This window comes from Variovorax sp. PAMC28562, assembly GCF_014303735.1.
Taxonomy (GTDB): Bacteria; Pseudomonadota; Gammaproteobacteria; order Burkholderiales; family Burkholderiaceae_C; genus Variovorax.
In genome coordinates, this window is record NZ_CP060296.1 from 3354676 (window position 1) to 3379889 (window position 25214).

General features: G+C 61.5%; 25 protein-coding genes. 11 read left to right on the plus strand and 14 right to left on the minus strand.

Annotation, left to right across the window (positions count from 1 at the left end):
• Positions 1-135: 135 nt before the first annotated feature.
• The gene (locus H7F36_RS15765) at positions 136-696 is read right to left on the minus strand and encodes a peroxiredoxin (RefSeq protein WP_261802319.1); all 561 of its coding nucleotides are present in this window, start codon (positions 694-696) and stop codon (positions 136-138) included.
• A gap of 115 nt (positions 697-811) precedes the next feature.
• On the opposite strand from H7F36_RS15765, the gene H7F36_RS15770 reads away from it, so the two are divergent.
• Positions 812-2410, plus strand: coding sequence for a phospholipase D family protein (locus H7F36_RS15770; protein ID WP_261802320.1), 1599 nt, complete (start codon positions 812-814; stop codon positions 2408-2410).
• A 102-nt stretch (positions 2411-2512) separates the two neighbouring features.
• A complete protein-coding gene (locus tag H7F36_RS15775; RefSeq protein ID WP_187051702.1) occupies positions 2513-3070 on the plus strand; it encodes a hypothetical protein in 558 nt (185 codons plus the stop codon).
• Between the two features lie 63 nt (positions 3071-3133).
• Here H7F36_RS15775 and H7F36_RS15780 read toward each other — a convergent pair whose 3' ends face one another.
• The gene (locus tag H7F36_RS15780) at positions 3134-5638 is read right to left on the minus strand and encodes a sodium-translocating pyrophosphatase (RefSeq protein ID WP_187051703.1); all 2505 of its coding nucleotides are present in this window, start codon (positions 5636-5638) and stop codon (positions 3134-3136) included.
• 257 nt (positions 5639-5895) lie between these two features.
• Between H7F36_RS15780 and ppa the strand changes: the two genes are divergently transcribed.
• Positions 5896-6423, plus strand: coding sequence for an inorganic diphosphatase (gene ppa / locus H7F36_RS15785; protein WP_187051704.1), 528 nt, complete (start codon positions 5896-5898; stop codon positions 6421-6423).
• Positions 6424-6451: 28 nt separating this feature from the next.
• Here ppa and H7F36_RS15790 read toward each other — a convergent pair whose 3' ends face one another.
• The 3 genes from H7F36_RS15790 to H7F36_RS15800 all read right to left on the minus strand — a co-directional run bounded on the left by H7F36_RS15790 (position 6452) and on the right by H7F36_RS15800 (position 9212).
• Complete coding sequence (locus H7F36_RS15790) at positions 6452-6835, minus strand: FHA domain-containing protein (RefSeq protein WP_187051705.1); 384 nt, start codon at positions 6833-6835, stop codon at positions 6452-6454.
• A 154-nt stretch (positions 6836-6989) separates the two neighbouring features.
• Complete coding sequence (locus H7F36_RS15795) at positions 6990-8171, minus strand: GNAT family N-acetyltransferase (RefSeq protein ID WP_187051706.1); 1182 nt, start codon at positions 8169-8171, stop codon at positions 6990-6992.
• A 135-nt stretch (positions 8172-8306) separates the two neighbouring features.
• The gene (locus H7F36_RS15800; protein ID WP_261802321.1) at positions 8307-9212 is read right to left on the minus strand and encodes a DMT family transporter; all 906 of its coding nucleotides are present in this window, start codon (positions 9210-9212) and stop codon (positions 8307-8309) included.
• A gap of 188 nt (positions 9213-9400) precedes the next feature.
• On the opposite strand from H7F36_RS15800, the gene H7F36_RS15805 reads away from it, so the two are divergent.
• Positions 9401-9739: a P-II family nitrogen regulator gene (locus H7F36_RS15805; RefSeq protein ID WP_187051708.1), complete on the plus strand. Its 339-nt coding sequence runs from the start codon at positions 9401-9403 to the stop codon at positions 9737-9739.
• A 24-nt stretch (positions 9740-9763) separates the two neighbouring features.
• On the opposite strand, the gene H7F36_RS15810 is transcribed toward H7F36_RS15805, so the two are convergent.
• The 6 genes from H7F36_RS15810 to H7F36_RS15835 all read right to left on the minus strand — a co-directional run bounded on the left by H7F36_RS15810 (position 9764) and on the right by H7F36_RS15835 (position 13292).
• Complete coding sequence (locus H7F36_RS15810; protein ID WP_187051709.1) at positions 9764-10354, minus strand: TIGR00730 family Rossman fold protein; 591 nt, start codon at positions 10352-10354, stop codon at positions 9764-9766.
• A 44-nt stretch (positions 10355-10398) separates the two neighbouring features.
• Entirely contained in the window at positions 10399-10797 is a 399-nt protein-coding gene (locus H7F36_RS15815) for a diacylglycerol kinase (RefSeq protein ID WP_187051710.1), read from the minus strand.
• Positions 10798-10870: 73 nt separating this feature from the next.
• Entirely contained in the window at positions 10871-11332 is a 462-nt protein-coding gene (locus H7F36_RS15820; RefSeq protein WP_261802322.1) for an RDD family protein, read from the minus strand.
• A 116-nt stretch (positions 11333-11448) separates the two neighbouring features.
• A complete protein-coding gene (locus H7F36_RS15825; protein ID WP_187051711.1) occupies positions 11449-12279 on the minus strand; it encodes a DUF3106 domain-containing protein in 831 nt (276 codons plus the stop codon).
• 9 nt (positions 12280-12288) lie between these two features.
• Positions 12289-12729, minus strand: coding sequence for a DUF3619 family protein (locus H7F36_RS15830; protein ID WP_187051712.1), 441 nt, complete (start codon positions 12727-12729; stop codon positions 12289-12291).
• Complete coding sequence (locus H7F36_RS15835) at positions 12726-13292, minus strand: RNA polymerase sigma factor (protein WP_187051713.1); 567 nt, start codon at positions 13290-13292, stop codon at positions 12726-12728. The genes H7F36_RS15830 and H7F36_RS15835 overlap by 4 nt, the downstream gene beginning before the upstream one ends.
• A gap of 250 nt (positions 13293-13542) precedes the next feature.
• On the opposite strand from H7F36_RS15835, the gene H7F36_RS15840 reads away from it, so the two are divergent.
• The 7 genes from H7F36_RS15840 (at position 13543) to H7F36_RS15870 (ending at position 22686) form a co-directional block, all read left to right on the plus strand.
• Positions 13543-15327 (plus strand): acetolactate synthase 3 catalytic subunit, encoded by a 1785-nt coding sequence (locus tag H7F36_RS15840; RefSeq protein WP_187051714.1) that lies wholly within the window; start codon positions 13543-13545, stop codon positions 15325-15327.
• A gap of 105 nt (positions 15328-15432) precedes the next feature.
• On the plus strand, positions 15433-15924 hold the full coding sequence (gene ilvN, locus H7F36_RS15845) for an acetolactate synthase small subunit (RefSeq protein WP_187051715.1): 492 nt from the start codon (positions 15433-15435) through the stop codon (positions 15922-15924).
• A 57-nt stretch (positions 15925-15981) separates the two neighbouring features.
• On the plus strand, positions 15982-16998 hold the full coding sequence (gene ilvC, locus H7F36_RS15850) for a ketol-acid reductoisomerase (protein WP_187051716.1): 1017 nt from the start codon (positions 15982-15984) through the stop codon (positions 16996-16998).
• An 84-nt stretch (positions 16999-17082) separates the two neighbouring features.
• Positions 17083-17907 (plus strand): CDP-diacylglycerol--serine O-phosphatidyltransferase, encoded by an 825-nt coding sequence (pssA, locus tag H7F36_RS15855; RefSeq protein ID WP_187051717.1) that lies wholly within the window; start codon positions 17083-17085, stop codon positions 17905-17907.
• A 182-nt stretch (positions 17908-18089) separates the two neighbouring features.
• Positions 18090-19793 (plus strand): 2-isopropylmalate synthase, encoded by a 1704-nt coding sequence (gene leuA, locus H7F36_RS15860; RefSeq protein WP_187051718.1) that lies wholly within the window; start codon positions 18090-18092, stop codon positions 19791-19793.
• An 11-nt stretch (positions 19794-19804) separates the two neighbouring features.
• Positions 19805-21343, plus strand: coding sequence for a 2-isopropylmalate synthase (locus H7F36_RS15865; protein ID WP_187051719.1), 1539 nt, complete (start codon positions 19805-19807; stop codon positions 21341-21343).
• A gap of 116 nt (positions 21344-21459) precedes the next feature.
• Entirely contained in the window at positions 21460-22686 is a 1227-nt protein-coding gene (locus H7F36_RS15870; protein WP_187051720.1) for a serine hydrolase, read from the plus strand.
• Positions 22687-22796: 110 nt separating this feature from the next.
• On the opposite strand, the gene H7F36_RS15875 is transcribed toward H7F36_RS15870, so the two are convergent.
• Genes H7F36_RS15875 through aat form a run of 3 tightly spaced genes read right to left on the minus strand, consistent with a single transcriptional unit; the run spans position 22797 to position 25132 of the window.
• Positions 22797-23594, minus strand: a complete 798-nt coding sequence (locus H7F36_RS15875) for an IclR family transcriptional regulator (RefSeq protein ID WP_187051721.1) — start codon at positions 23592-23594, stop codon at positions 22797-22799.
• 30 nt (positions 23595-23624) lie between these two features.
• Positions 23625-24374: an arginyltransferase gene (locus tag H7F36_RS15880; protein ID WP_187051722.1), complete on the minus strand. Its 750-nt coding sequence runs from the start codon at positions 24372-24374 to the stop codon at positions 23625-23627.
• On the minus strand, positions 24371-25132 hold the full coding sequence (aat, locus tag H7F36_RS15885; RefSeq protein WP_187051723.1) for a leucyl/phenylalanyl-tRNA--protein transferase: 762 nt from the start codon (positions 25130-25132) through the stop codon (positions 24371-24373). Before aat ends, H7F36_RS15880 begins: the two co-directional genes overlap by 4 nt.
• Positions 25133-25214: the final 82 nt, after the last annotated feature.

Genomic DNA, 25214 nt, shown 5'->3' on the forward strand with positions numbered 1-25214 from the left:
TCTCGCGCAAGGTCGATAGACGTTGCAGCCATGTTGCAGATGTCCGGTTGCTGCGCCGATGCTTTTCGCTGCGCGGCGCAAACATTTCAGCCGCTTTCGGCGCTTTACGGCAGAGGGTGCGGCGCTGTCAGGGCGTCAGCGCGCCGGCGCTTTCTGCAAGGCGCGCACAGCCTCCAGCATTCGCTCGACGTGCTTGTCCGGGTTGAGGTTCTGGTAGTAGTACGCAACCTTGCCATCCGACGAGATCACATAAGAGAGCCGATTGGCGAAATCGGGCCGCGTCTGCATGAGAGCGTCGAAGCCCTGGATAACGGTCTTGGACTCGTCCGAGGCCACTGGAAACCGGCTCTGGCAGGCGCGGACCGAAAACTTCGACAACGTGCCGATGTCGTCTGCGGAGACGCCGATCACCGTGGCACCGAGCGCAGCGAATTTGTCGGTCGCTTCGGCGAAGGCATGCGCTTCGATCGAACAATCTGCCGAGTCGGCTGCCGGGAAGAAGTAGACGACAACCGGGCCTTTGGCCAGTGCCTCGGCAAGCGAATAGCGAAAGGTCTTTCCACCCAGCGCCGCGTTGGCGATGAACTTGGGTGCGATGTCGCCGATGTCCAACGCAGCGAAAGCAGGCTGAGCCGTCAGCAAAACGACGGCAATCGGCACACAGCGTGAGAGGATGGTTCGAACGAAATGGGCCATGGTGTAACTCCCGGCGAGTGGCCGCCGAATTCTAGAGTGCGCAGTTTTGCGGGCGCGCGTTGAAACCAGCATGCACCCAGTGGCGTACTCGAAGCAGCGAACACGAAAGAAAAGCATGAAAACACTCTCCCGACTCTCTGCTTTCATGCACTTGCGGTGGCTGCGCGCTTTGCTGGCACTGTCGGCCATCGCAATGCTCTGTGCGTGCGGCTCGCTGCCGCCGATGCGCGAACGTGCAATGGTGACATCGGCCCAAGCCGATCCGTCGACCGCGCTGGCCACGATCGCCGCTGCCTCCACGCCGCCGGGCGAACACTCCGGCTTTCGTCTGATGCCATTGGGCGTGTACTCGCTCGATGCGCGCATTCAACTGGCCCAGCGCGCCCAGCGATCGCTGGTGGTGCAGTACTACCAGCTCGAAAACGACGCGGTCGGTCGCTTGTTGCTGCGCTCGTTGCGCGAGGCGGCGCTGCGCGGGGTCAAGGTGCGTGTGCTGGTCGACGATCTCTACACGGTGAAGAGCCAGCAGCTGTTGCTCGCGCTTTCGGAGACGCAGAACGTCGACGTGCGGCTCTACAACCCATTCTGCTGTGGCCGCAACGGCTTCATCTCACGCTTCGCTGCCTCGCCGCATGAAATCGGCCGGCTCAACCATCGCATGCACAACAAGCTTTTCATCGCCGACGGCACGATGGCGGTTGTGGGCGGTCGCAACATTGCCGACGAGTATTTCGTCTTGAGCGAAGCGCAGAACTTCATCGACATGGATGCACTGATCATCGGCAAGGTGGTGCCGCAGTTCGAGACCATCTTCGACGGCTACTGGAACAGCGAACAGGTCCGGCCGATCGAAGAAATCGTCACGCCGGAGGGGGGCCAAAAGCTCACGGGCGCCGACTTCGACAGCTGGGTTGGCATGGCCGCGCCGGCGCCGAAGATCGAGCTGCCGCCATCAGACATCCTCGGCTATGGCCCGATCGGCGAAGAACTCGATGGCGGCCGCTTGGGCCTGCTGTGGGGCGAAGCACTTGCCATTGCCGACCCAGCGAGCAAGCCGACTTACATGACCGAAGACGAGGCGGTTGCGACCAGCGTCACGATGAAGGTGTGGGGACTGTTGCTCGATGCCAAGACCGATGTCGAACTGACTTCGCCCTACCTGGTTCCGGGCGAGAAGGGCATGGCGGCGTTCGAAGATCTGGCCAACCGCAACGTCAAGCTCACGCTGCTCACCAATTCGCTGGCGGCCAACGACGAGCCGCTGGTTCACACAGGCTATGCACGCTACCGCGAGCGCCTGCTCAAAACCGGTGCGGACGTGTACGAGCTGAGCCCGGAGCGCACCACGGCGAGCAAGCGATTCGGATCGTTCGGCAAGTCGCTTGGTCGGCTCCACGCCAAGACGGCCGCGATCGACAAGCGGCGCGTCTTCATCGGCTCGATGAACCTCGACCCACGCTCGGCCAGCCAGAACACCGAAATGGGCGTGGTCGTCGACAGTCCGCAACTGGCACGCGAAATGCTCCGGATCATCAATATCAGCAAACTGCAGAACTCGTACCGGCTGCGGCTCACCAAACCCGCCGGAACGCTCGAATGGCTGACGACCGATGGCGAGAACGAAATGATCCTGACGACCGAGCCGGAATCCGGCTTTTTCAAGCGCCTCTATAACTCGTTGATCGCGCCGATAGTCCCGGAAATGCTGCTGTAGTTGTGTACTTATTGCTGTCTACCCACTGTCAAAAAACCAATATACAGTTAGAAACAATTGGTGCGACGGGCGCGCCAGCAACCGTTTTTCAGGATGAACGCAGTGAGCAACTCTCGGCAAGTGGTCATGCAAGTCGTCAAGCGCTCCGGTGAGGCAGCGCACCACGTCGAGTTCACTCTCGACGACAACTTTTCGGAACGGCTGCGGCAGCTGCGGACGTTGGTGCCGCCCCTCAACGGTCTGAACAAGCAACGGGACCTCGTTATCGACAAAGTGCGCGCGCGACTGCCGTCGGCAGTGTGGCGGTGCGGTGCGGCGGGCGAAGAACCCAGCGCCGTCGATGGTTCGTGCATCGTGATCGCGGCAGAAGGCTTCTTCAACTGCGGCGCCAAGGATCGCAAGTCCAAGGAGAAGCTGGTGACCTACACCTTCCCGATACAGCGGCTTGTCGAACTGCACGCTGAGCGTGCCAACGGCGAAACGTTTTTTATCCGAAACGGTATTTTCACGAACGACGAGCCGGCCGATTCATCTGCGGGACGCTGGGTCGCCGCGCTGCATGAATTTGCCGACTCTCGGCTGCCTGAGGGGCCGTCGCAGTTCGACACGCTGCCGGGCGCACCTGATACGCGCCAGCCGAGCATGAGCGAGCTGAACTGAGAGCGGCCCACTCGCAGCAGGCCCAAGCTCAAGCTCAAGCCCGGTTTCAGGACTTGAGCATCATCAGGATTTGATCTTCACCTCGACACGGCGCGCTTCGGCCGCCGGCCCGTCAACCTGAGACTGCTCGGGCTTGGAAAGCTCGATCTTGTCCGCAGGTGCACCCGCTGCCTTCAACGCGTCACTCACCGCCATGGCCCGCTGCCTGGCCAGCTCCGCATTGGTCGCCGCATCGCCGCTGGCGTCGTGATAGCCGCTCACCAAAACCGTGCTGCCGCTTTGAACCGCTTTGACGACATCGGCCAGCGCTTCCTTGCCGCCGGGTGCGATTTCTGATTTGCCGGTCTGGAAGTAGAACTTCACTGTGCCGTTCTCGACCTTGACCGATGCGGCCTCGATGGCCGCGACCGCACCGGCAGCAGCAGCGGGTGCGGCAGCCGCGGCGGGTGCTGGCGCCATCGCGGCGGGTGGCGTCTCGATCTTCGTTGGAACGGCGGCCGCGGAATCGCCACCGTGGAACTTGACCACCAGCGGCACGATCAGCAGCGCCACGATGTTGATGATCTTGATCAGCGGGTTGATTGCGGGACCGGCCGTGTCTTTGTAGGGGTCGCCCACGGTGTCACCTGTGACCGCGGCCTTGTGCGCTTCGGAACCCTTGCCGCCGTGATGGCCATCTTCGATGTATTTCTTGGCGTTGTCCCAGGCGCCGCCGCCCGTGCACATGCTGATGGCGACGAAGAGCCCAGTGACGATTGTTCCCATCAGCAGGCCACCGAGCGCTTTGGGCCCGAGCACCAGGCCGACGATGATCGGCACCACGACCGGCAGCAGCGAAGGGATCATCATTTCCTTGATGGCCGCACCGGTCAGCATGCTCACGGCCCTGCCGTACTCTGGCTTGCCCGTCCCGTCCATGATCCCGGGAATCTCGCGGAACTGGCGACGCACTTCCTCGACCACCGCCCCGGCGGCGCGGCCCACCGCCTCCATTGCCATCGCGCCGAACAGGTAGGGAATCAGGCCGCCGATGAAGAGGCCGACGATCACCATCGGGTCGCTCAGGTTGAAGCTGATCGCCTGGCCATAGCTTTCGAGCTTGTGCGTGTAGTCGGCGAAGAGCACCAGTGCAGCCAGGCCGGCCGAACCGATCGCGTAGCCCTTGGTCACCGCCTTGGTGGTGTTGCCGACCGCGTCGAGCGGGTCGGTCACGCTGCGCACGCTCTCCGGCAGGCCGGCCATTTCGGCGATGCCGCCGGCGTTGTCGGTGATCGGCCCGTACGCATCGAGCGCGACCACGATACCGGCCATCGACAGCATCGAGGTGGCAGCCACCGCAATGCCGAACAGGCCGGCGAGCGAATAGGACGCGAGGATCGCGATGCAAACGAAAATCACCGGCCAGGCCGTCGAGCGCATCGACACGCCGAGGCCCGCGATGATGTTGGTACCGTGGCCGGTGGTGGAGGCCTGCGCGATGTGCTGCACTGGCTTGTATTGCGTGCCGGTGTAGTACTCGGTGATCCAGACCAGAGCGGCGGTCAGCGCAAGGCCGACGAAGCAGGCGCCGAATAGTTTCAGCTGGCTGCCGCTGGCAGCTACGGCGTTGTCCGGAATGAGCCAACTCGTGACGAACCAGAAGGCGATCAGCGACAGGATGCCGGCGACGGCCAGCCCTTTGTAGAGCGCCGGCATCACGTTCACCATGCCCGGCGACGCCTTCACGAAGAAGCAGCCGATGATCGACGCGATGATCGACACCGCGCCCAGCGCCAATGGGTACAGCACCGCGTTGATCGGGGCTGTCGTGATCATCAGCGCGCCGAGCACCATGGTGGCGATGAGCGTCACGGCGTAGGTTTCGAACAGGTCGGCAGCCATGCCGGCGCAATCGCCAACGTTGTCGCCGACGTTGTCTGCAATCACCGCCGGATTGCGCGGGTCGTCTTCCGGAATGCCGGCTTCGACCTTGCCTACCAAATCAGCGCCGACGTCGGCGCCCTTGGTGAAGATGCCGCCGCCGAGCCGCGCGAAGATCGAGATCAGCGAAGAGCCAAAGGCGAAGCCGATGAGCGGGTTCAGCAGCGTCGCGAGGTTGGCGCCGGGCGCTGCGCTACCGACCAGAAACCAGAAGAAGCCAGCAACGCCCAGGAGGCCGAGGCCGACGACCAGCATGCCGGTGATTGCGCCGCCGCGAAACGCCACATCGAGCGCCGGCCCGATGCCGTGGGTCGCCGCCTGCGCCGTCCGCACGTTGGCCCGCACAGACACATTCATGCCGATGAAGCCGCAGGCACCCGACAGCACCGCACCGATGATGAAGCCTACCGCTGTGGTGATGTCGAGAAAGAGTCCGATGAGTACCGCGAGCACGACGCCGACGATGGCGATGGTGCGGTACTGCTTGGCGAGGTACGCGGCGGCACCCGTTTGGATCGCAGCCGCGATCTCCTGCATTCGGGCGTTGCCAGGGTCTTTGGAAAGTATCCAGCTGCGAGCCCAGAAACCGTAGCCAACGGCCACCAGGCCGCAGACCATGGCGAGTATCAGGGGAGTGTTGCCGATCATGCGTTTGCTTCTCCATCGTTCGTTGCGATTGAAAGAAACGGAAAGCACGCGGAACCCTGCGCGCAACGCGTACGGGACCTTGGATTTCCGTCGCGTTGCTTCCTCGAAGCTGCTGCACCTTGGGTGCGGAGCCGATTGGCCAACGCGTGCAATTTACAGGCAAAAGTCACGGTTCGTGTGAGCGGACCGTGACACGATCAGTAAACTTCGGGTTTGTCCGCATCTTTCGCAATCCTCTCAACCACACGAACAACGACATGTCCTTCGACAAAGTTTCCCCTGGCAAGAACATCCCCGATTCATTCAATGTGGTGATCGAGATCCCTATGAATTCCGACCCGATCAAGTACGAGGTCGACAAGGAGTCGGGAGCGCTGTTCGTGGACCGCTTCATGACGACGGCCATGTACTACCCCGCCAACTACGGCTACGTGCCGCAGACCTTGAGCGGCGATGGCGACCCGGTCGACGTGCTGGTGATCGCGCCGTATCCGCTGCTACCGGGCGTCGTGGTGCCGTGCCGCCCCCTGGGCATTCTCTTGATGGAAGACGAGGCTGGAGTCGATGGCAAGGTGCTCGCCGTGCCGACCACCAAGGTACTGCCGATCTACAGCCACTGGAACTCGATCGACGATGTGAACCCGATGCGCTTGAAGGCCATCAGTCACTTCTTCGAGCATTACAAAGATCTCGAAGAAGGCAAGTGGGTCAAGGTGCTGGGATGGGAGGGCATCGACGCCGCCCGGAAGGAAGTCATGGACGGCATCGCCGCATACACGAAGTAAGGCTCGGGTAGCCCTGCGCGGAGGGAACTCAGTCCTTCGGCATGAGTTTGACCAGCTCTTCATCAGGGAGCTTGCCGGCCGCTGTCACCAGACGCAGCGCCTCGGCATCGCTCATGGCGTCACCGCCGCTCGACAGAAAGCGGATGACGCAAGCGCCGACCTTGATTTCGTCGCCATTGCCAAGCGTGCAGCTTTCGACGCGTTGGCCATTAACATAAGTGCCGTTGGTTCCGCCCAGGTCGCGAATCTGGATCGTGTCTCCAGCCTGTTCCATTACGGCATGGGCGCGGCTGACCTGCGGATTGTCCAGCACCAGGTCGCAACTGGGCGCGCGTCCAATCAGATACGGGAGCTTGAACAACGCCACCTGCCTGGGCGTGGCGGTCTGTTGAAGAACGATGAGTCGAGCCATTTGAATATTCTCCCGCGAGCCAACCTGTGCCGAATGGCCCCAGGCCGTGCGCCGATCGGCGGCACGTTAGAGCGGGCTGCCGGGGGCGTCAGCCGGCAGTATGTATAGCCTTTGTGGCGATTCGCACATATCGGGCCCAAAGCTCGGGATTAAGTCACGAAGCCTTGAAAGGACTGCGTTCGCCGAGGTGGTCCATGTAGTTTTCGATGCCTGCGCCCTCGCGTTCCAGAAAGCGTTCGACCGCATCGGCGAACGACGGATGCGCAAGCCAGTGAGCGCTCGTCGTCTTGACCGGCATCAGCGCGCGCGCCATCTTGTGTTCGCCCTGGGCGCCGCCCTCGAAACGCGAGACGCCGTTGTCGATGCACCACTGCAGGGGCTGGTAGTAGCAGGCGTCGAAATGGAGGCAGTCGACACGTTCGAGCGCGCCCCAATAGCGGCCGTACGCCGCGACCGGCGCATCGATGCCGCTTGCACCGTTCTCAGCGGCCGCAGAAAGCGCAATGAGGCTGGTGGCGATCGGCTTGCCCGCGCGTTCAGCAACGAAAAGCACCCACGCCTCCGGCAGCGTGTCGGCCATGCAGCGGAAGAAGTCGCGGGTGAGGTAGGGCGCGTTGCCGTGTTCCCGATAAGTGCGCGCATAGCAGCGATAGAAAAAATCCCAGTCGGCGGTGGAAATATCGGCGCCGCGTGACCAGCGAAAGCTGACCCCCGCATCAGCCACCTTGCGGCGCTCCTGTCGGATCTTCTTGCGCTTGTCGTGCGACAGGCTGGCCAGAAACGCGTCGAAATTCGGATATCCGGGTTCGGTGTTTGTCCAATGAAATTGAACGGTGTGGCGCAGCATGAGTCCGGCTTCGGCGCAGGCGGCAATGTCTTCGTCGGCACCGAAAAGGAGATGCAACGACGAAAGTTCTTCCTGCTTGCACCACTGAACCAACCCGTGAACCATCAAGGTGCGGCTCTTCGCATCGCGCGCCAGCAGGCGGGCGCCGGGTACCGGCGTAAAGGGCACTGCAACGAGCGCTTTCGGGTAGTACTTGAGTCCGTGCTGCTCATAGGCGTTGGCCCATGCCCAGTCGAATACGTACTCGCCGTACGAGTGGTCCTTGACGTAGACCGGGCAAGCACCTTCGAGCCGTTTGCCGCGCCGCAGCGTGACGAAAGCTGCCGTCCAGCCGCTCTCCGGCGTGGCGCTCTCGCTCTCATGCAAGGCGGCGAGATATTCGTGTCGCATGAAGGGCGACGGATTCGGCTGCAATGCGAGCAGGTCGTTCCACGCCTTCGCGTCGATTTCCGCCGGAGATGAATGGATGTGAAGGACGAGATCGGTCAAAGCAGATTCAAAGAAGCGGATTCGGGTGGCGGCGACATGGCAGTTTAGGAAGGAATGCGAGACCTCGTGCGGCGACAGTCATCCTTGCACGAGGGACGTCGTTCCCGACGCACATCCGGCACCTTCCGCACGCCATCAGCGGCGGGTTCCGAGGTACTCCGCAACACCGATGCCACTCAGAACCAGTGCCAATGCCACCGCGTGAAACAGCGACAGCGACTCGTGCAACACAAGCACGGCGAGCAGCGGCCCGAAGATCGGAACCAGATTGAGGAAAACGCCGGCGCGGGCAGCACCGATGAGCTCTACCGCACGGATGAAGGTGAGCTGCGAGATGAACGATGGCAACAGCCCGACAAACAGTGCGAGCGCCATGCCTTTTGCCGTCGGCAGGAAGAAGTGACCGGTCGCAACTTCGACGACCAGCAGCGGAATTGAAGTCAGGAACGCCACGGCGGCCAGCGCGGCAAAGAACACGATGCCCGGCACTGCCGGCCGGCCCCGCAGAGCGAGTGTGTAAGCGGCGTACATCAGGCAGGCGATGACCATGGCGATATCGCCGCGGTTGAAAGCCAGTTGCGCCAGCGCGGCGAAGTCTCCCTGCGATGCCACCACCGCGATGCCGGCAATCGTCAGCGCGACCCCGAACAGTTGCAGCCCGCGGATGCGCGTTCGAAAAATGAAAAAACTACCGACGAGCACCAACACCGGGATCGTGCCCTGAATGATCGCGATATTGATGGCCGTGGTGTGGTGCGCCGCCGTGTAGAACAGCGCGTTGAAGCCGGTGAACCCGAAGGCGCCCATCAGCACGATGCGCCGCCATGCCGGCACCAGCACGCGCCAATGTTGCGCGATCTGCCGGTGCGCGGTGAGGCCCAGCGCGATGCAACTTACGATCCAGCGCGAACCGGTCATCATCATTGGAGAAATTTCGCCGACGGCCAGCCGCGCAGCAACCGCGTTGGCCCCCCAGATCAAGGTAGTGAAGACCAGCAACAGGTACGCCTGATGCCCGAACCAGCGAAACAAGCGAAACAACGAAAAAGTGGATGTCGAAGCGTCGGCGTGCATTGCCACAAGGCTACCAGCGGGCTTCATCTGTTCTGGCACGCTCCATGCGATACGCCAAGGCATTCCTCCGTGTAGGGGTCGCTCATCGCAGCATCGGGCAAGGATTGGCGTTACCCTACCGCCAGCACACTCAACGAAATCGCCGGAAGACCACCATGAAGCAGATCACCGCTATCGTCAAACCGTTCAAGCTTGAGGATGTGCGCGAGGCACTCGCCGAGGTGGGCGTGACCGGGCTCACCGTCACGGAAGTCAAAGGCTTCGGCCGACAGAAGGGCCACACCGAGTTGTACCGCGGCGCTGAATACGTGGTCGACTTCCTGCCGAAGATGAAAGTAGAGGTCGTGGTGAACACGGCCGACGTCGATCGCTGCGTCGAGGCGATCGTGAACGCCGCCCGCACCGGAAAAATCGGGGACGGCAAGATTTTCGTCACCAGCGTCGAGCGCATCGTCCGCATCCGCACCGGCGAAGAGAACGAAAGCGCTATCTAGCCACCATTTGGTTCCTAGGGCTCGCTAGACATTTTTTGCGAGCAGCCCTGATTGCCCCTGACCACCACGGTGGTCCAGCAACCAGTTGAGCAGCGCTTCCGGCTCGCTCAGGGTGTGCATCAGATCCATCTGCCACTCGCCCATGAAGCCAGCGCGCACGCTGTGCGCCAGGAAACCTAGAAGTCCGTCGTAGTAGCCCTCGACGTTGAGGATGCCGACAGGCTTGTCGTGGTAGCCCAGCTGGCGCCAGGTCCAGATCTCGAACAGCTCTTCAAAGGTACCGATGCCGCCCGGCAGCGCCACGAACGCATCGGCGCGCTCGCCCATCATGGCCTTGCGCTCATGCATGGTGTCGACGATGTGCAGCTCGTCGCAGAGCGTGTTGGCCAACTCCCTGTCGACCAGGGCTTTGGGAATGATGCCGATCACCCGGCCCCCCGCCGCCCGCGTGGCCTCGGCCACCGTGCCCATCAGGCCGGTGCGGCCTCCGCCATAGACGAGTTGACCGCCACGCTGGCCGATCCATTGGCCGACCGCAGTTGCAGCTGCCGCGAATTGGGGGTGCTCGCCAGGGCGCGAGCCGCAATACACACACATCGAGAATTCTGGAGTCATACCCCGATCATGCCAACGCGAAACGGCGGCGTGCCGGAACTTTGTCAGCCCACGAAACGTTGCCAGAGCGCGGCCGCCCAAATGCCCCCGCAAATCAGCAAGGAAAGCAGCACGGCCGCACTGCCCATGTCCTTGGCGCGCTTCGACAGATCGTGCCATTCCGGACCAATGCGATCGATGGCAGCCTCGACGGCTGTGTTGAGCAACTCCACGATCATCACCAGCACGACGCTGCACGCAAGCAGCGCTGTTTCGACCCAGCTTCGGCCGAGCCAGAAAGAAGCCGGCAGCAGCACGATGGAAATCAGCGCCTCTTGCCGGAAGGCCGGCTCGCTCCAGCCCGCGCGCAGGCCTTGCAGGGAAATAAGGGTGGCGTGAAAAACACGCTCCAGGCCCTTGCGGGCCTTTTGCGGATTAACGGTGGAATCGGGGAGGGCACTCATGGTGTGTTTCGTGGCAGCTTAACCGCGGCCGACGTGCAGTCTGCGTAAGGCTTGCGTACAGCTTGGATACGGTTTAGCGACGGCTCATGGGCCGCGAAGAAATCAGCCGCGTACCGGCCCAGGCGTCGTGCCAGAACTGGTGCTGCGGATGAAAGCGCGACAAGAGCGCCCAGACCAGCACCCAGCCAGAAAACAGCAGCGCCGATTCGCCTCCGGAGAGCTTGAAAGGTGCAATCGCGGCGAGCGGAGGCAGAAACCAGATCCAGCCCAACAGGTAACGAATCAACGCGCGACGCTGGGTAACAGGTCGCCCACTGGCGTCGACGATACGGATGCCCCAGGTTTTCATCGCGAGGGTCTGGCCGTGAATCCAGAACCAGACGAAGTACACGCCGAACACGACGAACAGAAAGGCTTGAAGCAAATGACGGCGTTCGTCCATCGCGTCGCGCATTTGGCCCAAGGTGCTGAACAGCCAACCTGCCACAAAGACGACTGCGAACATCAGCATGCCTTCGTACAGCCAGCAGGCCATTCGGCGCCACAGGCCGGGCGCTGTCAAAAGCGCTGCTGCTTCTATGGCGCCGCCGGGCGTTTCGGAAAGACTGGCTTCAGGTTTCGCGGGATCGGACGAACGCATCGACGGCGACATCAGGGTGTCGTCGATGGCTGGCCGGAGGCACGCTCGATTGGCGCCGTAGGAACGAGTACCTGCGCTTCAGCAGGTATCGGAGCGCCCGACACAGGAGCCGCCAAGAAAGGGGTCGCGGGCAACGAGCGTGATGCGCGAACGGACATTGCTGTCGGCTCGCTGGGCGGTGCCAGTTGAATCCGCGGCAAGCGGTCGCCCACCGGCACCGGCACGGGCGCGAACTTTTGAGCCGACACGGGCTTGGCAGGTATCGCTGCACCGCGAGCTGGCTTGACCGCCGCTTTTTCGGCAAGCTCACGCTTTTGCTCGTCGCTCAGTGCTTGGTAGGCCTCCCACTTCGCTTTGCGCTCGTCCGCCGGGATCTGCTTGACCTCGGCGAAATTCAACCGTGCCTGCACCCGTTGCTGCTGGCTCAACGTGGCCCAACCGGACATGCGGCTGTGCATGACGGTTTGCTCTTCGGGCGTCATCTTCGGGTAGTTACGGGTAATCGCCAGCCACTTACGCTTATGTCCGAGCGACAGCCTGTCCCAGTGCTCGGCCAGAGGTTGCAGCGCCAGTTGCTGTGACAGGTTCAGCTCGCTCCACAGGGGCTTGGTAACCACCGCCGTCTTGGGTGCGATAGCAGCCCCCGAGGCCGGGGCACCAGCCTTGGCCCCCTTGGCGTCGAGCGGCAACTGGGCACTTACACTGGACGCTGCAGAAATCGCTATTGCGGCCGCGGCCATCCGCAGCAGCAAGCCGGCCCGGGCGACCACGATCCGCCGCGACGGGCGGGTGGTGAGCGCCAAAGCGCAAAAATCAAAACTGAACGCAGAGCGGGGCGGCATTCGAAAGGATCAACGGGCGGTGGCGTCGTCAGTTTTCAAGAACTGTGCAAAACCGGGGTCGGTGTAGGCAGCGGGCGGCAAATCGCCGGTGAGCAAGGCCGAATCAACTTCGGCAAGGTCGTTGGCGCGGTCGTCGTCCTGCATCACGCTAATCGTGATGAGGCCGGCAGCCAAAGCGATGAGCGGAACCACCGAGCCGATCCGGGTCCACCAACGCCCGCCGAGGCCCAGTGTGGCGGAGCGGCCGTTCGAAACCACCACTGGCGCTGCGTGCAATTGCGGTGCCAGCTTGCGCCGACCGACTGCCTGCTGACGCGCGACACGCAGACGCTCGCCGATGTCGTGCGGCAGCTGCTCGCTGCCCAAAGCCAGGCGCGACGCCACGCGACGGCCGAACTGGGCTTCGAGGGCGTCCAAAGACGTGGAGAACGATTGAGTCGATATGGTCATAGCGAAATTCCCTTGGCCGTCAGCGCTTTGCTCAGTGCATGGACGGCGCGCGAACAGTGAGTTTTGACGCTGCCTTCCGAGCAGCCCATTGCTGCAGCTGTTTCAGCAACGTCCATTTCTTCCCAGTAACGCATCAGAAAGGCCTCGCGTTGACGGCCGGGCAGCTTGGCGATCTCTTCTTCGATGTCATGGAACACCTGGGCGCGCCGCGTTGTGTCTTCGGCGCTCTCGGTTTCTCTCGAGTCGGTGGGCGACACGAAGTTCTCGAGCAGGTCGAATTCTCCGTCGTCGTCGGGGGCCTCGAAGTCGCTGAGGTTGGAAAAAAGCGCGCGGCGGGTCTTTTGGCGGCGGAACCAGTCGAGCGTGCAGTTCGACAGGATGCGCTGGAACAGCATCGGGAGTTCGTTTGGCGGCTTGTCCCCATAGTGCTCAGCCAGCTTCATCATGCTGTCCTGCACGATGTCGAGCGCCGCTTCCTCGTCACGAACGTGATAGATCGAGCGTTTGAAAGCGCGGCGTTCAACACCTTTGAGGAAATCGGAAAGTTCTTTTTCGGTAGCCAAGCGGGAGTCCGGCGCGATGTGCGCCTCGTGGAATGTCTGTCTCTGTTCGGGATGTGTTTTAACCGCCGCGGATTATGCATCCGGGTGCGATGTCATAATCCGGTCTGCAAGTCAAAAGGCAAACGGGTCATTGTCCGGCGGAGCATCAATCCGCTCATGGCACTTGGCCTCAAGTCCTGGCGCGGCCCCACAAGGGTTGGCAAGGGGCACCCAAGGTTTTTCGTTCCCGAAAAAACTCCAAAGGTTCATCATGGAAATCTTGAAAGCGGAACTCGCTTCCGCATCAGCCGCATCCTCCGGGATGGGCAATCAATCCCAAGAGCTCATGGGCGCAGAAGTGCTCATCAAGTCGCTGCAGGCCGAAGGTGTCAAGTACATCTGGGGCTACCCCGGCGGTGCGGTGCTGTACATCTACGACGCGCTCTACAAGCAAGACACCATGCAGCACGTGCTCGTGCGCCACGAGCAGGCGGCGGTGCACGCAGCGGATGGCTATGCGCGCGCGACGGGTGAAGTCGGCGTGGCGTTGGTTACTTCGGGCCCGGGGCTGACAAATGCGGTCACGGGCATTGCAACGGCGTACATGGACTCGATCCCGATGGTGATCATCTCGGGTCAGGTGCCGACCGCAGCCATTGGGCTCGACGCATTCCAGGAATGCGACACCGTCGGCATTACGCGGCCCATCGTCAAGCACAACTTTCTCGTCAAGGATCCGAAGGATCTTGCGATGACGATCAAGAAGGCATTCCACATCGCGCGCACCGGCCGGCCCGGGCCGGTGGTGGTCGACGTGCCGAAAGACGTCTCTTTCAAAAAGGTGCCCTACACCGGCCATCCCGACAAGGTCGAGATGCGCTCGTACAACCCTGTGCGCAAAGGCCACGGTGGACAAATCCGCAAGGCTCTGCAATTGCTGTTGACGGCGAAACGCCCTTACATCTACACGGGAGGCGGAGTGCTGTTGAGCAACGCCACCAACGAGTTGCGCACGCTGGTCGACATGCTCGGCTATCCGGTCACCAACACGCTGATGGGCCTGGGCGCGTATCCGGCAAGCGACCGCAAGTTCCTCGGCATGCTGGGCATGCACGGCACGATCGAAGCCAACAACGCGATGCAGAACTGCGACGTGCTGCTGGCCGTCGGCGCACGCTTCGACGACCGCGTGATCGGTAACCCGAAACACTTCGCGCAGAACGAACGCAAGATCATTCACATCGACATCGACCCGTCGAGCATTTCGAAGCGCGTGAAGGTCGACATCCCGATCGTCGGCGATGTGAAGGACGTGCTCACCGAGCTGATCACGATGATCAAGGAATCGTCTACCAAACCGGACGCAGGCGCTTTGTCGGATTGGTGGAAGACGATCGAGATCTGGCGGGGCAAGGATTGCTTGAAGTACGACCACGGCAACGGTGACGTGATCAAGCCGCAGTACGTGGTCGAGACGCTCTGGAACATGACGAAAGACGCGGATTGCTACATCACGTCCGACGTCGGTCAGCACCAGATGTGGGCCGCGCAGTACTATCGCTTCGATGAGCCGCGGCGCTGGATCAATTCCGGTGGTTTGGGCACCATGGGCGTCGGAATTCCGTATGCGATGGGCATCAAGCTCGCCAAGCCGCAGGCCGAAGTGTTCACCATCACCGGCGAAGGCTCGGTCCAGATGTGCATCCAGGAGTTGTCGACGTGCCTGCAGTACAACACGCCGATCAAGATCTGTTCGCTTAACAACCGCTATCTCGGCATGGTGCGCCAGTGGCAAGAGATCGAGTATTCGGGTCGCTACAGCCACAGCTACATGGATGCGTTGCCCGACTTCGTGAAGCTGGCCGAGGCCTATGGGCATGTCGGGATGCTGATCGAACGGCCGCAAGACGTGGAGCCCGCGCTGCGCGAAGCACGTAAGCTCAAGGACCGTACCGTGTTCATGGACTTCCGCACCGACCCCACCGAAAACGTGTTTCCGATGGTCAAGGCCGGCTCGGGCATCACTGAAATGCTGTTGGGTTCCGAAGATCTTTGATCGTCGGAATGTTCTCTTAACTTTTCTCGAGACGAATCTATTGGCTGCCAAGCCGCGTGGTTACCGCTGCGCGGGGAGGGCACCGAAATGAGGAGTCTTTCGCTTATGAAACACATCATTGCCGTGCTGCTCGAAAACGAGCCCGGCGCACTTTCCCGGGTGGTGGGCCTGTTCTCGGCCCGCGGCTACAACATCGAATCGCTGACGGTCGCGCCGACCGAAGACGCCAGCCTCTCGCGAATGACCATCGTCACCGCAGGCTCCGACGACGTCATCGAGCAGATTACCAAGCACCTGAACCGGCTCATCGAAGTCGTCAAAGTGGTCGACCTGACCGAAGGCTCGTACACCGAGCGCGAATTGATGATGGTCAAAGTCCGCGCGGTCGGCAAGGAACGCGAAGAGATGATGCGAATGGCCGAGATTTTTCGCGGCCGCATCATCGACGTCACCGACAAGAGCTACACGATCGAACTGACCGGCGACCATTCGAAAAACGACGCGTTTCTCGAAGCGCTGGACCGCAGCGCCATTCTCGAAACCGTGCGAACCGGCGCCAGCGGCATCGGTCGCGGCGAGCGCATCCTGCGCGTCTAAAGCACGCCACCCGTTCATTCCCCATCCCACACTAGATTTCAACGAAGGAGCAACGACATGAAGGTTTACTACGACAAAGACGCCGATCTCAGCCTCATCAAGGGCAAGACGGTCGCGATCATTGGCTACGGCTCGCAAGGCCATGCGCATGCGCAAAACTTGAACGACAGCGGCGTCAAAGTCGTCGTCGGCCTGCGAAAGGGCGGCGCCTCTTGGGACAAGGTCGGCAAGGCTGGGCTCAAGGTTGCTGAAGTGGCGGATGCGGTGAAGTCAGCCGACGTCGTCATGATCCTGCTGCCCGATGAGCAGATCGCCAACGTCTACAAGAACGACGTCGCCCCGCACATCAAGGAAGGCGCTTCGCTCGTTTTCGCTCACGGCTTCAACGTGCACTACGGCTTTGTTCAGCCACGCGCCGATCTCGACGTCTGGATGGTCGCACCCAAGGCGCCGGGCCACACGGTTCGCAGCACCTACACGCAAGGCGGCGGCGTGCCCCACCTTGTGGCCGTGCACCAGGACAAGACCGGCAAGGCCCGTGATCTCGCATTGAGCTACGCCACGGCCAACGGCGGCGGCAAGGCCGGCATCATCGAAACCAACTTTCGCGAAGAAACCGAAACCGACTTGTTCGGCGAGCAGGCTGTTTTGTGCGGAGGCACGGTCGAGCTGATCAAGGCTGGGTTCGAAGTGTTGGTCGAGGCCGGCTACGCGCCGGAAATGGCGTATTTCGAATGCCTGCATGAGCTCAAGCTCATCGTCGATCTGATCTACGAAGGCGGCATCGCCAACATGAATTACTCGATCTCGAACAACGCCGAATACGGCGAGTACGTAACCGGCCCGCGCATCATCAACGACGAGTCGAAGAATGTCATGCGGCAGGTGCTGAAGGACATCCAGACCGGCGAATATGCCAAGAGCTTCGTGCTCGAAGCCGCCGCTGGCCAGCCGACGCTGATCAGCCGCCGCCGTTTGAATGCCGAGCATCAGATCGAAGTCGTCGGCGAGAAGCTGCGTGCGATGATGCCGTGGATCAAAAAGAACAAGCTCGTGGACCAAACGCGCAACTGATCGCTGTCCCTCGCACTGTAAGGGCCACCGTGCGCGGTGGCCCTTTTTCATTGACTACACTGCGCTCCTCCAAAGGCCCACTTCATGCATGACGACACGCTCCCTGACGAGGTGCAACCGCGCAAGCGGCGTAAGGGCATCTACATCCTGCCCAACCTGTTCACGTTGGCAGCGCTGTTCGGCGGCTTCTATTCGATCGTGATGGCCATGAACGGCCGCTTCGACCTGGCCGCGCTCGGCGTTTTCGCCGCGATGATCCTCGACAGCCTCGACGGCCGCGTCGCGCGCATGACCAACACGCAAAGCGCGTTCGGCGAGCAGATGGATTCGCTGTCCGACATGGTGTCTTTCGGCGCTGCGCCTGCGTTGATCGCATATGAGTGGTCGCTGAAAGGTCTGGGCCGTTGGGGCTGGATCGCAGCCTTTGTCTATTGCGCTTGCGCTGCGTTGCGACTGGCTCGCTTCAATGTCAACACGGGGGTGGTCGACAAGCGCTGGTTTCAGGGCTTGCCCTCACCCGCCGCCGCGGCACTGGTAATGGGCTTCATCTGGCTCATGACCGAGTCGGGCAAACGCGGTGGCGAGGTGTTGTATCTGTCCTGGGCACAGATCACCTGGATCACGTTCGGTTTCACGCTCTACTCGGGGCTCACCATGGTGACCAACGCACCGTTCTATAGTTTCAAGGACTTCAGAAAGGCCCGCAGCGTTCCGTTCGCGGCGATTGTCCTGATCGCGCTGGGCATCGCGGTCATCAACATTGATCCGCCGACGGTCCTGTTCAGCCTTTTCGTTATTTACGGACTCAGCGGCTACGTGGTCTATGCCTGGCGCAAGGCCAAAGGGCAGCCAGTAAGCGTCATCAGCATGTCCACGGACGAACCCGACGAAGTCGGGCTCCACAAGTAAAACGGCCTGTGCTACATTCGCAACCCTAATGAACAAGATTTTGCTGGCTCTACTATTGATCCCCTTCGGGCGGAGACGGTAGCGCACGCGCTAGTCCCTCACCACGGCCCGTTCGCACCAGCAACGGGCCGTTTTGCTTTTGGGGTTGCTGGTGACACCCCAACCATCACAGAGAAATCGATATGTTGAAGCAACCTCAAGCCAAGTACCGCGCTTTTGCACCGATCGGCCTCAAGGACCGCACCTGGCCCGACGCCGTGCTGACCAAAGCCCCGATCTGGCTGTCGACCGATTTGCGCGACGGCAACCAGGCATTGGTCGAGCCAATGGATATTGCGCGCAAGACGCGGATGTTCGAGACGCTCGTGGCCATCGGCTTCAAGGAAATCGAAGTCGGATTTCCTTCGGCGTCACAAGTCGAGTTCGACTTCGTGCGCAAACTGATCGATGAAGATCGCATTCCCGATGACGTGACGATCCAGGTGCTTACGCAGGCGCGTGACCACCTCATCACCCGCACCTTCGAAGCGCTGCAGGGTGCGCCGCGGGCCATCGTGCACTTGTACAACGCGGTAGCGCCGGTCATGCGGCGCGTTGTGCTAGGCATGGACGAGGACCAGATCGTCGAACTCGCAACGACGCACGCGCGCATGTTCAACGATTGCGCTGCCAAGCAGCCGGAAACGCAGTGGACCTTTCAGTACTCGCCAGAGATGTTCTCGGGAACCGATCTCGCTTTCTCGAAGCGTGTGGTCGATGCGGTGACCGAAGTTTGGCAGCCGAGGGCCGAGCACAAGTGCATCGTCAATTTGCCTTCGACGGTCGAGCATTCGACGCCCAACATCTTCGCCGACATGATCGAGTGGATGCACCGCAACCTCGAGCGACGCGAAGCGATCGTGCTGTCGGTGCACCCGCACAACGACCGCGGCACCGGCACGGCTGCTGGCGAGTTCGCGTTGATGGCGGGTGCCGATCGCCTCGAAGGATGTCTCTTCGGCAACGGTGAGCGAACCGGCAACCTCGACTTGGTCAACGTCGCGCTCAACCTCTACACGCAGGGCGTGTCTCCCGGACTCGATTTCTCCAATATCGACGAGATCCGTGCGACCGTGGAGCAGTGCAACCAGTTGCCAGTGCACCCGCGCCATCCGTATGTCGGCGACCTGGTCTACACGTCGTTTTCCGGCTCGCATCAGGATGCGATCAAGAAAGCCTTTTCGGCACGCAAGGAAGGCGACATTTGGGATATGCCCTATCTGCCGATAGATCCCAAAGATGTGGGACGCAGCTACGAGGCCGTCATTCGCGTTAACAGCCAGTCCGGCAAGGGCGGCATGGCGTACCTGCTCGAAAGCGAATATGGCCTCGAAATGCCACGTCGCCTTCAGATGGAATTCATGCAGACGGTGCAAAAGGAGATGGACAGCGCCGGCAAGGAACTCTCCGCCGCCGATCTCTACGCCATGTTCGAGCGCGAGTACGGATTGAAGGCGGCGCATGCGTTGCAGCACCGGGTGCTCGAGGAGCAGGGCGAGGGCGCCAATGCTCTGGTGGTGTTGCGCGGTGACCTGCCATGGCAAGGCGAAAGTCGACCTGTCGAAGGACGCGGCAACGGTCCGATCGATGCCTTTATCCATGCGCTGACCGATGCCACCGGGCACACAGTACGCGTCCTCGACTACCACCAGCACGCGATAGGCGCTGGTGCGGATGCGCAGGCCGTCGCTTACCTCGAACTCCGTGTCGACGAATCTCAGACCCTGTTCGGCGTGGGCATTGATGCCGACATCATTTCGGCGTCGCTCAAGGCTATCGTTTCGGGGCTGGAGCGCGCCAGGGCGCAAGGCGCCCGCAGCGCACAATCGCTCGCCGAACCCGCCTGAGGAGACACACGATGACCGACCAGCTGATCATTTTCGACACCACATTGCGCGATGGCGAACAGTCGCCGGGAGCGTCGATGACGCGCGACGAGAAGCTGCGCATCGCCAAGCAACTGGAACGCCTGAAAGTCGATGTGATCGAGGCCGGTTTTCCTGCCAGCTCCAATGGCGACTTCGAGGCCGTGAAGGCGATCGCCAATGCGATCAAGGACTCGACCATCTGTGGCCTGTCGCGCGCGAATGACCGTGACATCTCACGCGCGGCCGAGGCACTGAAGGGTGCGGCCAACGGGCGCATCCACACTTTCATTGCCACGTCGCCGCTGCATATGGAGAAGAAGCTGCGCATGTCGGCGGACGAGGTCTTCGAGCAGGCCAAACTAGCGGTGCGCTTCGCCCGCAATCTGGTCGCCGATGTCGAGTTCAGCCCGGAAGACGGCTATCGCAGCGACATGGACTTTTTGTGCCGGGTGATCGAGGCAGTGATCAACGAAGGCGCCACCACCATCAACGTGCCCGACACCGTGGGCTATGCGATTCCCGAGCTGTACGGCACCTTCATCAAGACACTGCGCGAGCGCGTGCCGAACAGCGACAAGGCCGTGTGGTCGGTACATTGCCACAACGACCTCGGCATGGCGGTCGCGAACTCGCTGGCCGGCGTGAAGATCGGCGGCGCGCGACAGGTCGAATGCACGATCAACGGCCTGGGCGAGCGTGCGGGCAACTGCTCGCTCGAAGAGATCGTCATGGCAGTGAAGACGCGCCGCGACTACTTCGGGCTCGATATGAACATCGATGCAAAACACATCCTGGCAGCGAGTCGCATGGTCAGCCAGACCACCGGATTCGTAGTGCAGCCCAACAAGGCGGTCGTTGGTGCCAATGCCTTTGCGCATGCCTCTGGCATTCATCAGGACGGCGTGCTGAAGGCGCGCGACACCTATGAAATCATGAGGGCCGAAGATGTGGGCTGGGCCGCCAACAAGATCGTGCTGGGCAAACTGAGCGGCCGCAACGCGTTCAAGCAGCGGTTGATCGAACTTGGCGTCACGATGGAGAGCGAGGCCGAGATCAACGCCGCGTTCTCGCGCTTCAAAGAGCTGGCAGACCGAAAAAGCGAAATATTTGATGAAGACATCCTCGCGCTCGTCAGCGCGGAGGAAGTGTCAAACGTTGGTGACAAGTTTGCATTTGTATCGTTGGTGCAGCACAGCGAGACAGGCGAGCGGCCCCATGCCCGAATCGTGTTCACGGTGCAAGGCAGGGAAGTCGTCGGTGTTTCCGAGGGAAATGGCCCGGTCGATGCTTCATTGAAGGCGATCGAAGAACATGTGAAAAGCGGGGCCGAAATGGTCCTTTATTCGGTGAATGCCATCAGTGGTTCCACCGAAAGTCAGGGTGAAGTGACAGTTCGGCTTCAAAATGCCGGCCGGGTCGTCAACGGTGTGGGCGCAGACCCCGACATCGTGGTGGCGTCGGCCAAGGCTTATTTGAGTGCCCTCAATAAGTTACAGAGCCAAGCTGAGAGAGTAGCGGCGCAAGGTTGAGTTTTCGGGCGATCCTTTATTTCGATTCAAGAAGAGGACGCAAGTAACTGATATTGCGCGTCTTTTTTGATTTGGATACACTGCGGTCACATTCGCAACCGCTGGAGAGTTTTTTAATGCCCGAAGCCCGTCGTCATCGAGTTTCCAGCCAGCGGTTTCTACCCGCGTTTCGACTCGTCGCCGTTGCCCTCATCGCCGTGTACAGCACGGCGTTTTTGTTGCCTGAAGCGCAAGCCGCCAGGAAGCACGAGGCACCGGTTGCCAAGAAGAGCCAGGCTGCTGGCGACAGCCGTGCCAAGGGTGCCAAGGGTGCGAAGAGCGTTGCGCAGGCGCCCCATGCTGCAACCGCTAAACGCGGTGCCAAGACCGAAAAAGTCGTACGCGCCGACAACGCAGACCGTGCGGTCCGCGGCGGCCGCAACGTGGTTGCAACCATTCGGCAACGCGGTGGCAAGACCGTCGTCGCCGTGCAGCGCCGTTCCATCGTTCGCGTCGCAGAGGCGCCGCCCCGCTTGTCCTTCGGTCAGATGGCCGGCCTCAACCACACCGAAGACGCGCTTGACCTGAAGTCGAACGCCGCGCTGGTGATCGATCAGGACACGCGCGAAGTGTTGTTCAGCAAGAACGACCACGCCATCCTGCCGATCGCTTCACTCACCAAGCTCATGACCGGTCTGGTCATGAGCGAAGCCCGCCTGCCGAACGAAGAATTGATCACCATCGTCCAGGACGATGTCGACACTGAAAAGCACAGCAGCTCGCGATTGATGGTCGGCACCACGCTGTCGCGCGGCGAACTGTTGCACCTCGCACTCATGTCGAGCGAGAACCGCGCGGCACATGCGTTGGCCCGCACCTACCCTGGAGGCACTGCCACCTTTGTCAGCGTGATGAACGCCAAGGCGCGCCTGCTGGGCATGAAGGACACGCGTTACGTCGAGCCGACCGGTCTGTCGTTCAACAACCAATCCAGCGCGCAAGACCTGGCCCTGCTGGTCAATGCGGCTTCTGCCGATGCCACTGTGCGTCAACTCTCTACTTCGCCTAACTACCAGGTCGAGGTGGGCAACCGCCTGCTGCAGTTCAACACGACCAACCGTCTGGTGAAGAATCCTGACTGGGACATCGGTGTGCAAAAGACCGGTTTCATCAACGAAGCGGGTCAATGCCTGGTGATGCAGACCAAAATCGCCGGCCGTAAGCTCATCATGGTGTTCCTGGATTCAGCCGGCAAACTGAGCCGCATTGGCGACGCCGAGCGTGTGCGCCGCTGGGTCGAAGCAACACATTTGATGTCGCCGGCAGCGCGTCAGAGCGTTGCTACGGCTGATATCGCAGGCTGATCTCGATCTCGCTCTGCGCCTTCAATCGGCGCGCTGCTCAGGTGCCGATATGGCGTTGATATGGCGTTGATATGGCGCCGATGTGGCGCGACGGCGCTGTCAGTGACCCTTCATGCGGTCGTGACAGCGCCGTTTTCGTTGTAGCCCAACGCACCCGAGATTTCGTTGGCCGTGGCTTGCAGCTTCGGCAGCCATCCGTCGTCGAGCCGGTCGGCCGGTGCCGAGATCGACAAGCCAGCGATCAATTTGCCCTGGTCGTCGTAAATGCCAGCCGCCATGCAGCGCACGCCCAGTTCGAGCTCTTCGTTGTCCCGGGCAATGCCGTATTGCCGCGCTTTAGAGAGCTCGCGCTCTAGCGCCGGCAACTGCGTGATGCTGTTGCGTGTGTGGCCTGCAAGACCGGTGCGCGTCGCGTAGCTGCGGACCCGCTGCGGATCGTCGACCGCCAGAAACAGCTTGCCGGTCGATGTGAGGTGCAGCGGTGCACGGCCGCCGATGGCACGCACCACCTGCATGCCGGAGCGCTCGCTGTAGGCGCGTTCGATGTAGACGATTTCGTCGCCTTGGCGCATGCTGAGATTGACGGGTTGCTGTGTGAGCTTGTGCAGTTCGCGCATCGGCGTCAGCGCGGCGTCGCGCACGTTGAGGCGACCTTTGACGAGGTTGCCCAGTTCGAGCAGCCGCATCCCCAGCCGGTAGCTGCCGGCTTCCGGCCGGTCGACGAAACGACCCACTGCCAGGTCATTCAGGATGCGGTGGGTGGTCGAGGGGTGCAGGCCGGTCTTTTCGCTGATTTCCTTCAGCGACATCGCGTCCTCGCGCGACGCCAGAACGTCGATCAGCGAAAACATGCGCTCGATGACCTGGACGACAGGTGTGGCGGGACCGTCGGAGGGGGGTTTTCTCATGGCAGCAATCCGTGTTGACGGACGCCCATTTTACCTTGTGAAATCGCCGCCCGGTTGCCAACGGCCTTCGATCAGCACTTCATGTGGCGCATAGCGCGCCTTGTAGTTCATTTTGGCGCTGCCCTCGATCCAATAGCCGAGGTACACGTGCGACAGCCCCAACCGCTTCGCCTGCTCGATCTGCCAGAGCACGCCGTAGTTGCCATACGCTGCACCAGCGTCGGGTTCGTAGAAGGTGTAGACGGCAGAGATGCCATCGTTCAGCACGTCGAGGATCGACACCATCTTGAGCGCACCGGCACTGCCGTCGGCCAGCGTCTCGCGAAATTCGACGAGCCGTGAATTCACGCGGCTTTGCAGCAGGAACTGCGTGTACTGGTCGATGCTGTCGTGGTCCATGCCGCCGCCGGAATGGCGACCGGTTTGATAACGCAGATAGAGTTGGTAATGCTCTGGCACGAAGCACAGCTTGAGCACGCGCGCTTGCAGATTTTCGTGCTTCGCGCGAGCACGGCGCTGGCTGCGGCTCGGCTGAAATTCGTTGACCTGAACACGCAGCGGGATGCAGGCGCTGCAACCGTCGCAGTATGGCCGGTAGGTGAACATGCCACTGCGCCGGAAGCCGGTCAACACCAGTTCGGAGTAGGTGTCGTTGTGGATCAAATGGCTCGGCGTAGCAACTTGCGAACGCGCTTGACGGTCCGGCAAATAGCTGCACGGATAGGGCGCAGTCGCATAGAACTGCAGCGTGTGGAGCGGTAGGTCCTTGAGATGCGTCACGTCGTCGAAAAATGTCGCGCTGAGAGGAGTTCGTTCCAGTATACGGGCTCAAAATTCCACTGTGGCGCGCTTTGTCGATGGGCCTGAACGGCGTTTGCTACGTGCAACACGAAGCTGGCACGCGGCATCTCGCGCGCGCCCAAGCTGGCCAGATGGGCCGTGTTCTGCTGGCAGTCGATCATGGCAACTCCGTGACGACGGCACAGGCACACGAGCGCCGACAGCGCGATCTTCGACGCATCGGGCTGCCACATGAACATCGACTCGCCGAACACCGCGCCGCCGATCGCCACGCAGTACAAACCTCCGGCCAGCTCACCGTCGATCCACGTCTCGACGCTGTGCGCAAAACCCGCGCGATGCAAAGCGACATAGGCATCGACCATTTCCGGAACGATCCATGTGCCCGACTGTCCGGCACGCGGCGCCTTTGAACATGCGTTGATCACGGCCTCGAAGTTCCGGTCGACGCGAATCTCGCAGCGTGTCGTCGCCGCGAATTGCGCCAGTGTTTTGCGCAACGACCGATGCAGTTTGAAGCGCGCCACTTCCAGCACCATGCGCGGATCCGGGCTCCACCACAAGATCGGCTGACCCTCGCTGAACCACGGGAAGATGCAGTGGCTGTAAGCCTGCACCAGCGACGCCACATCGAGTGCGCCGCCGGCGGCCAGCAGCCCGGGCACCGGGTCGGCCTCACCCCAAGCCGACGCCGGGTCGGGCAGCGGGTCACCGGGTTCGAGCCATGGAACTTGCATAGCCCCAGGTATACACGGCTTCGCGATGTCCCTGCATCCACCGGCATTGCATACCGTCAGCCTCGATTCGCCGAAGCTTCTA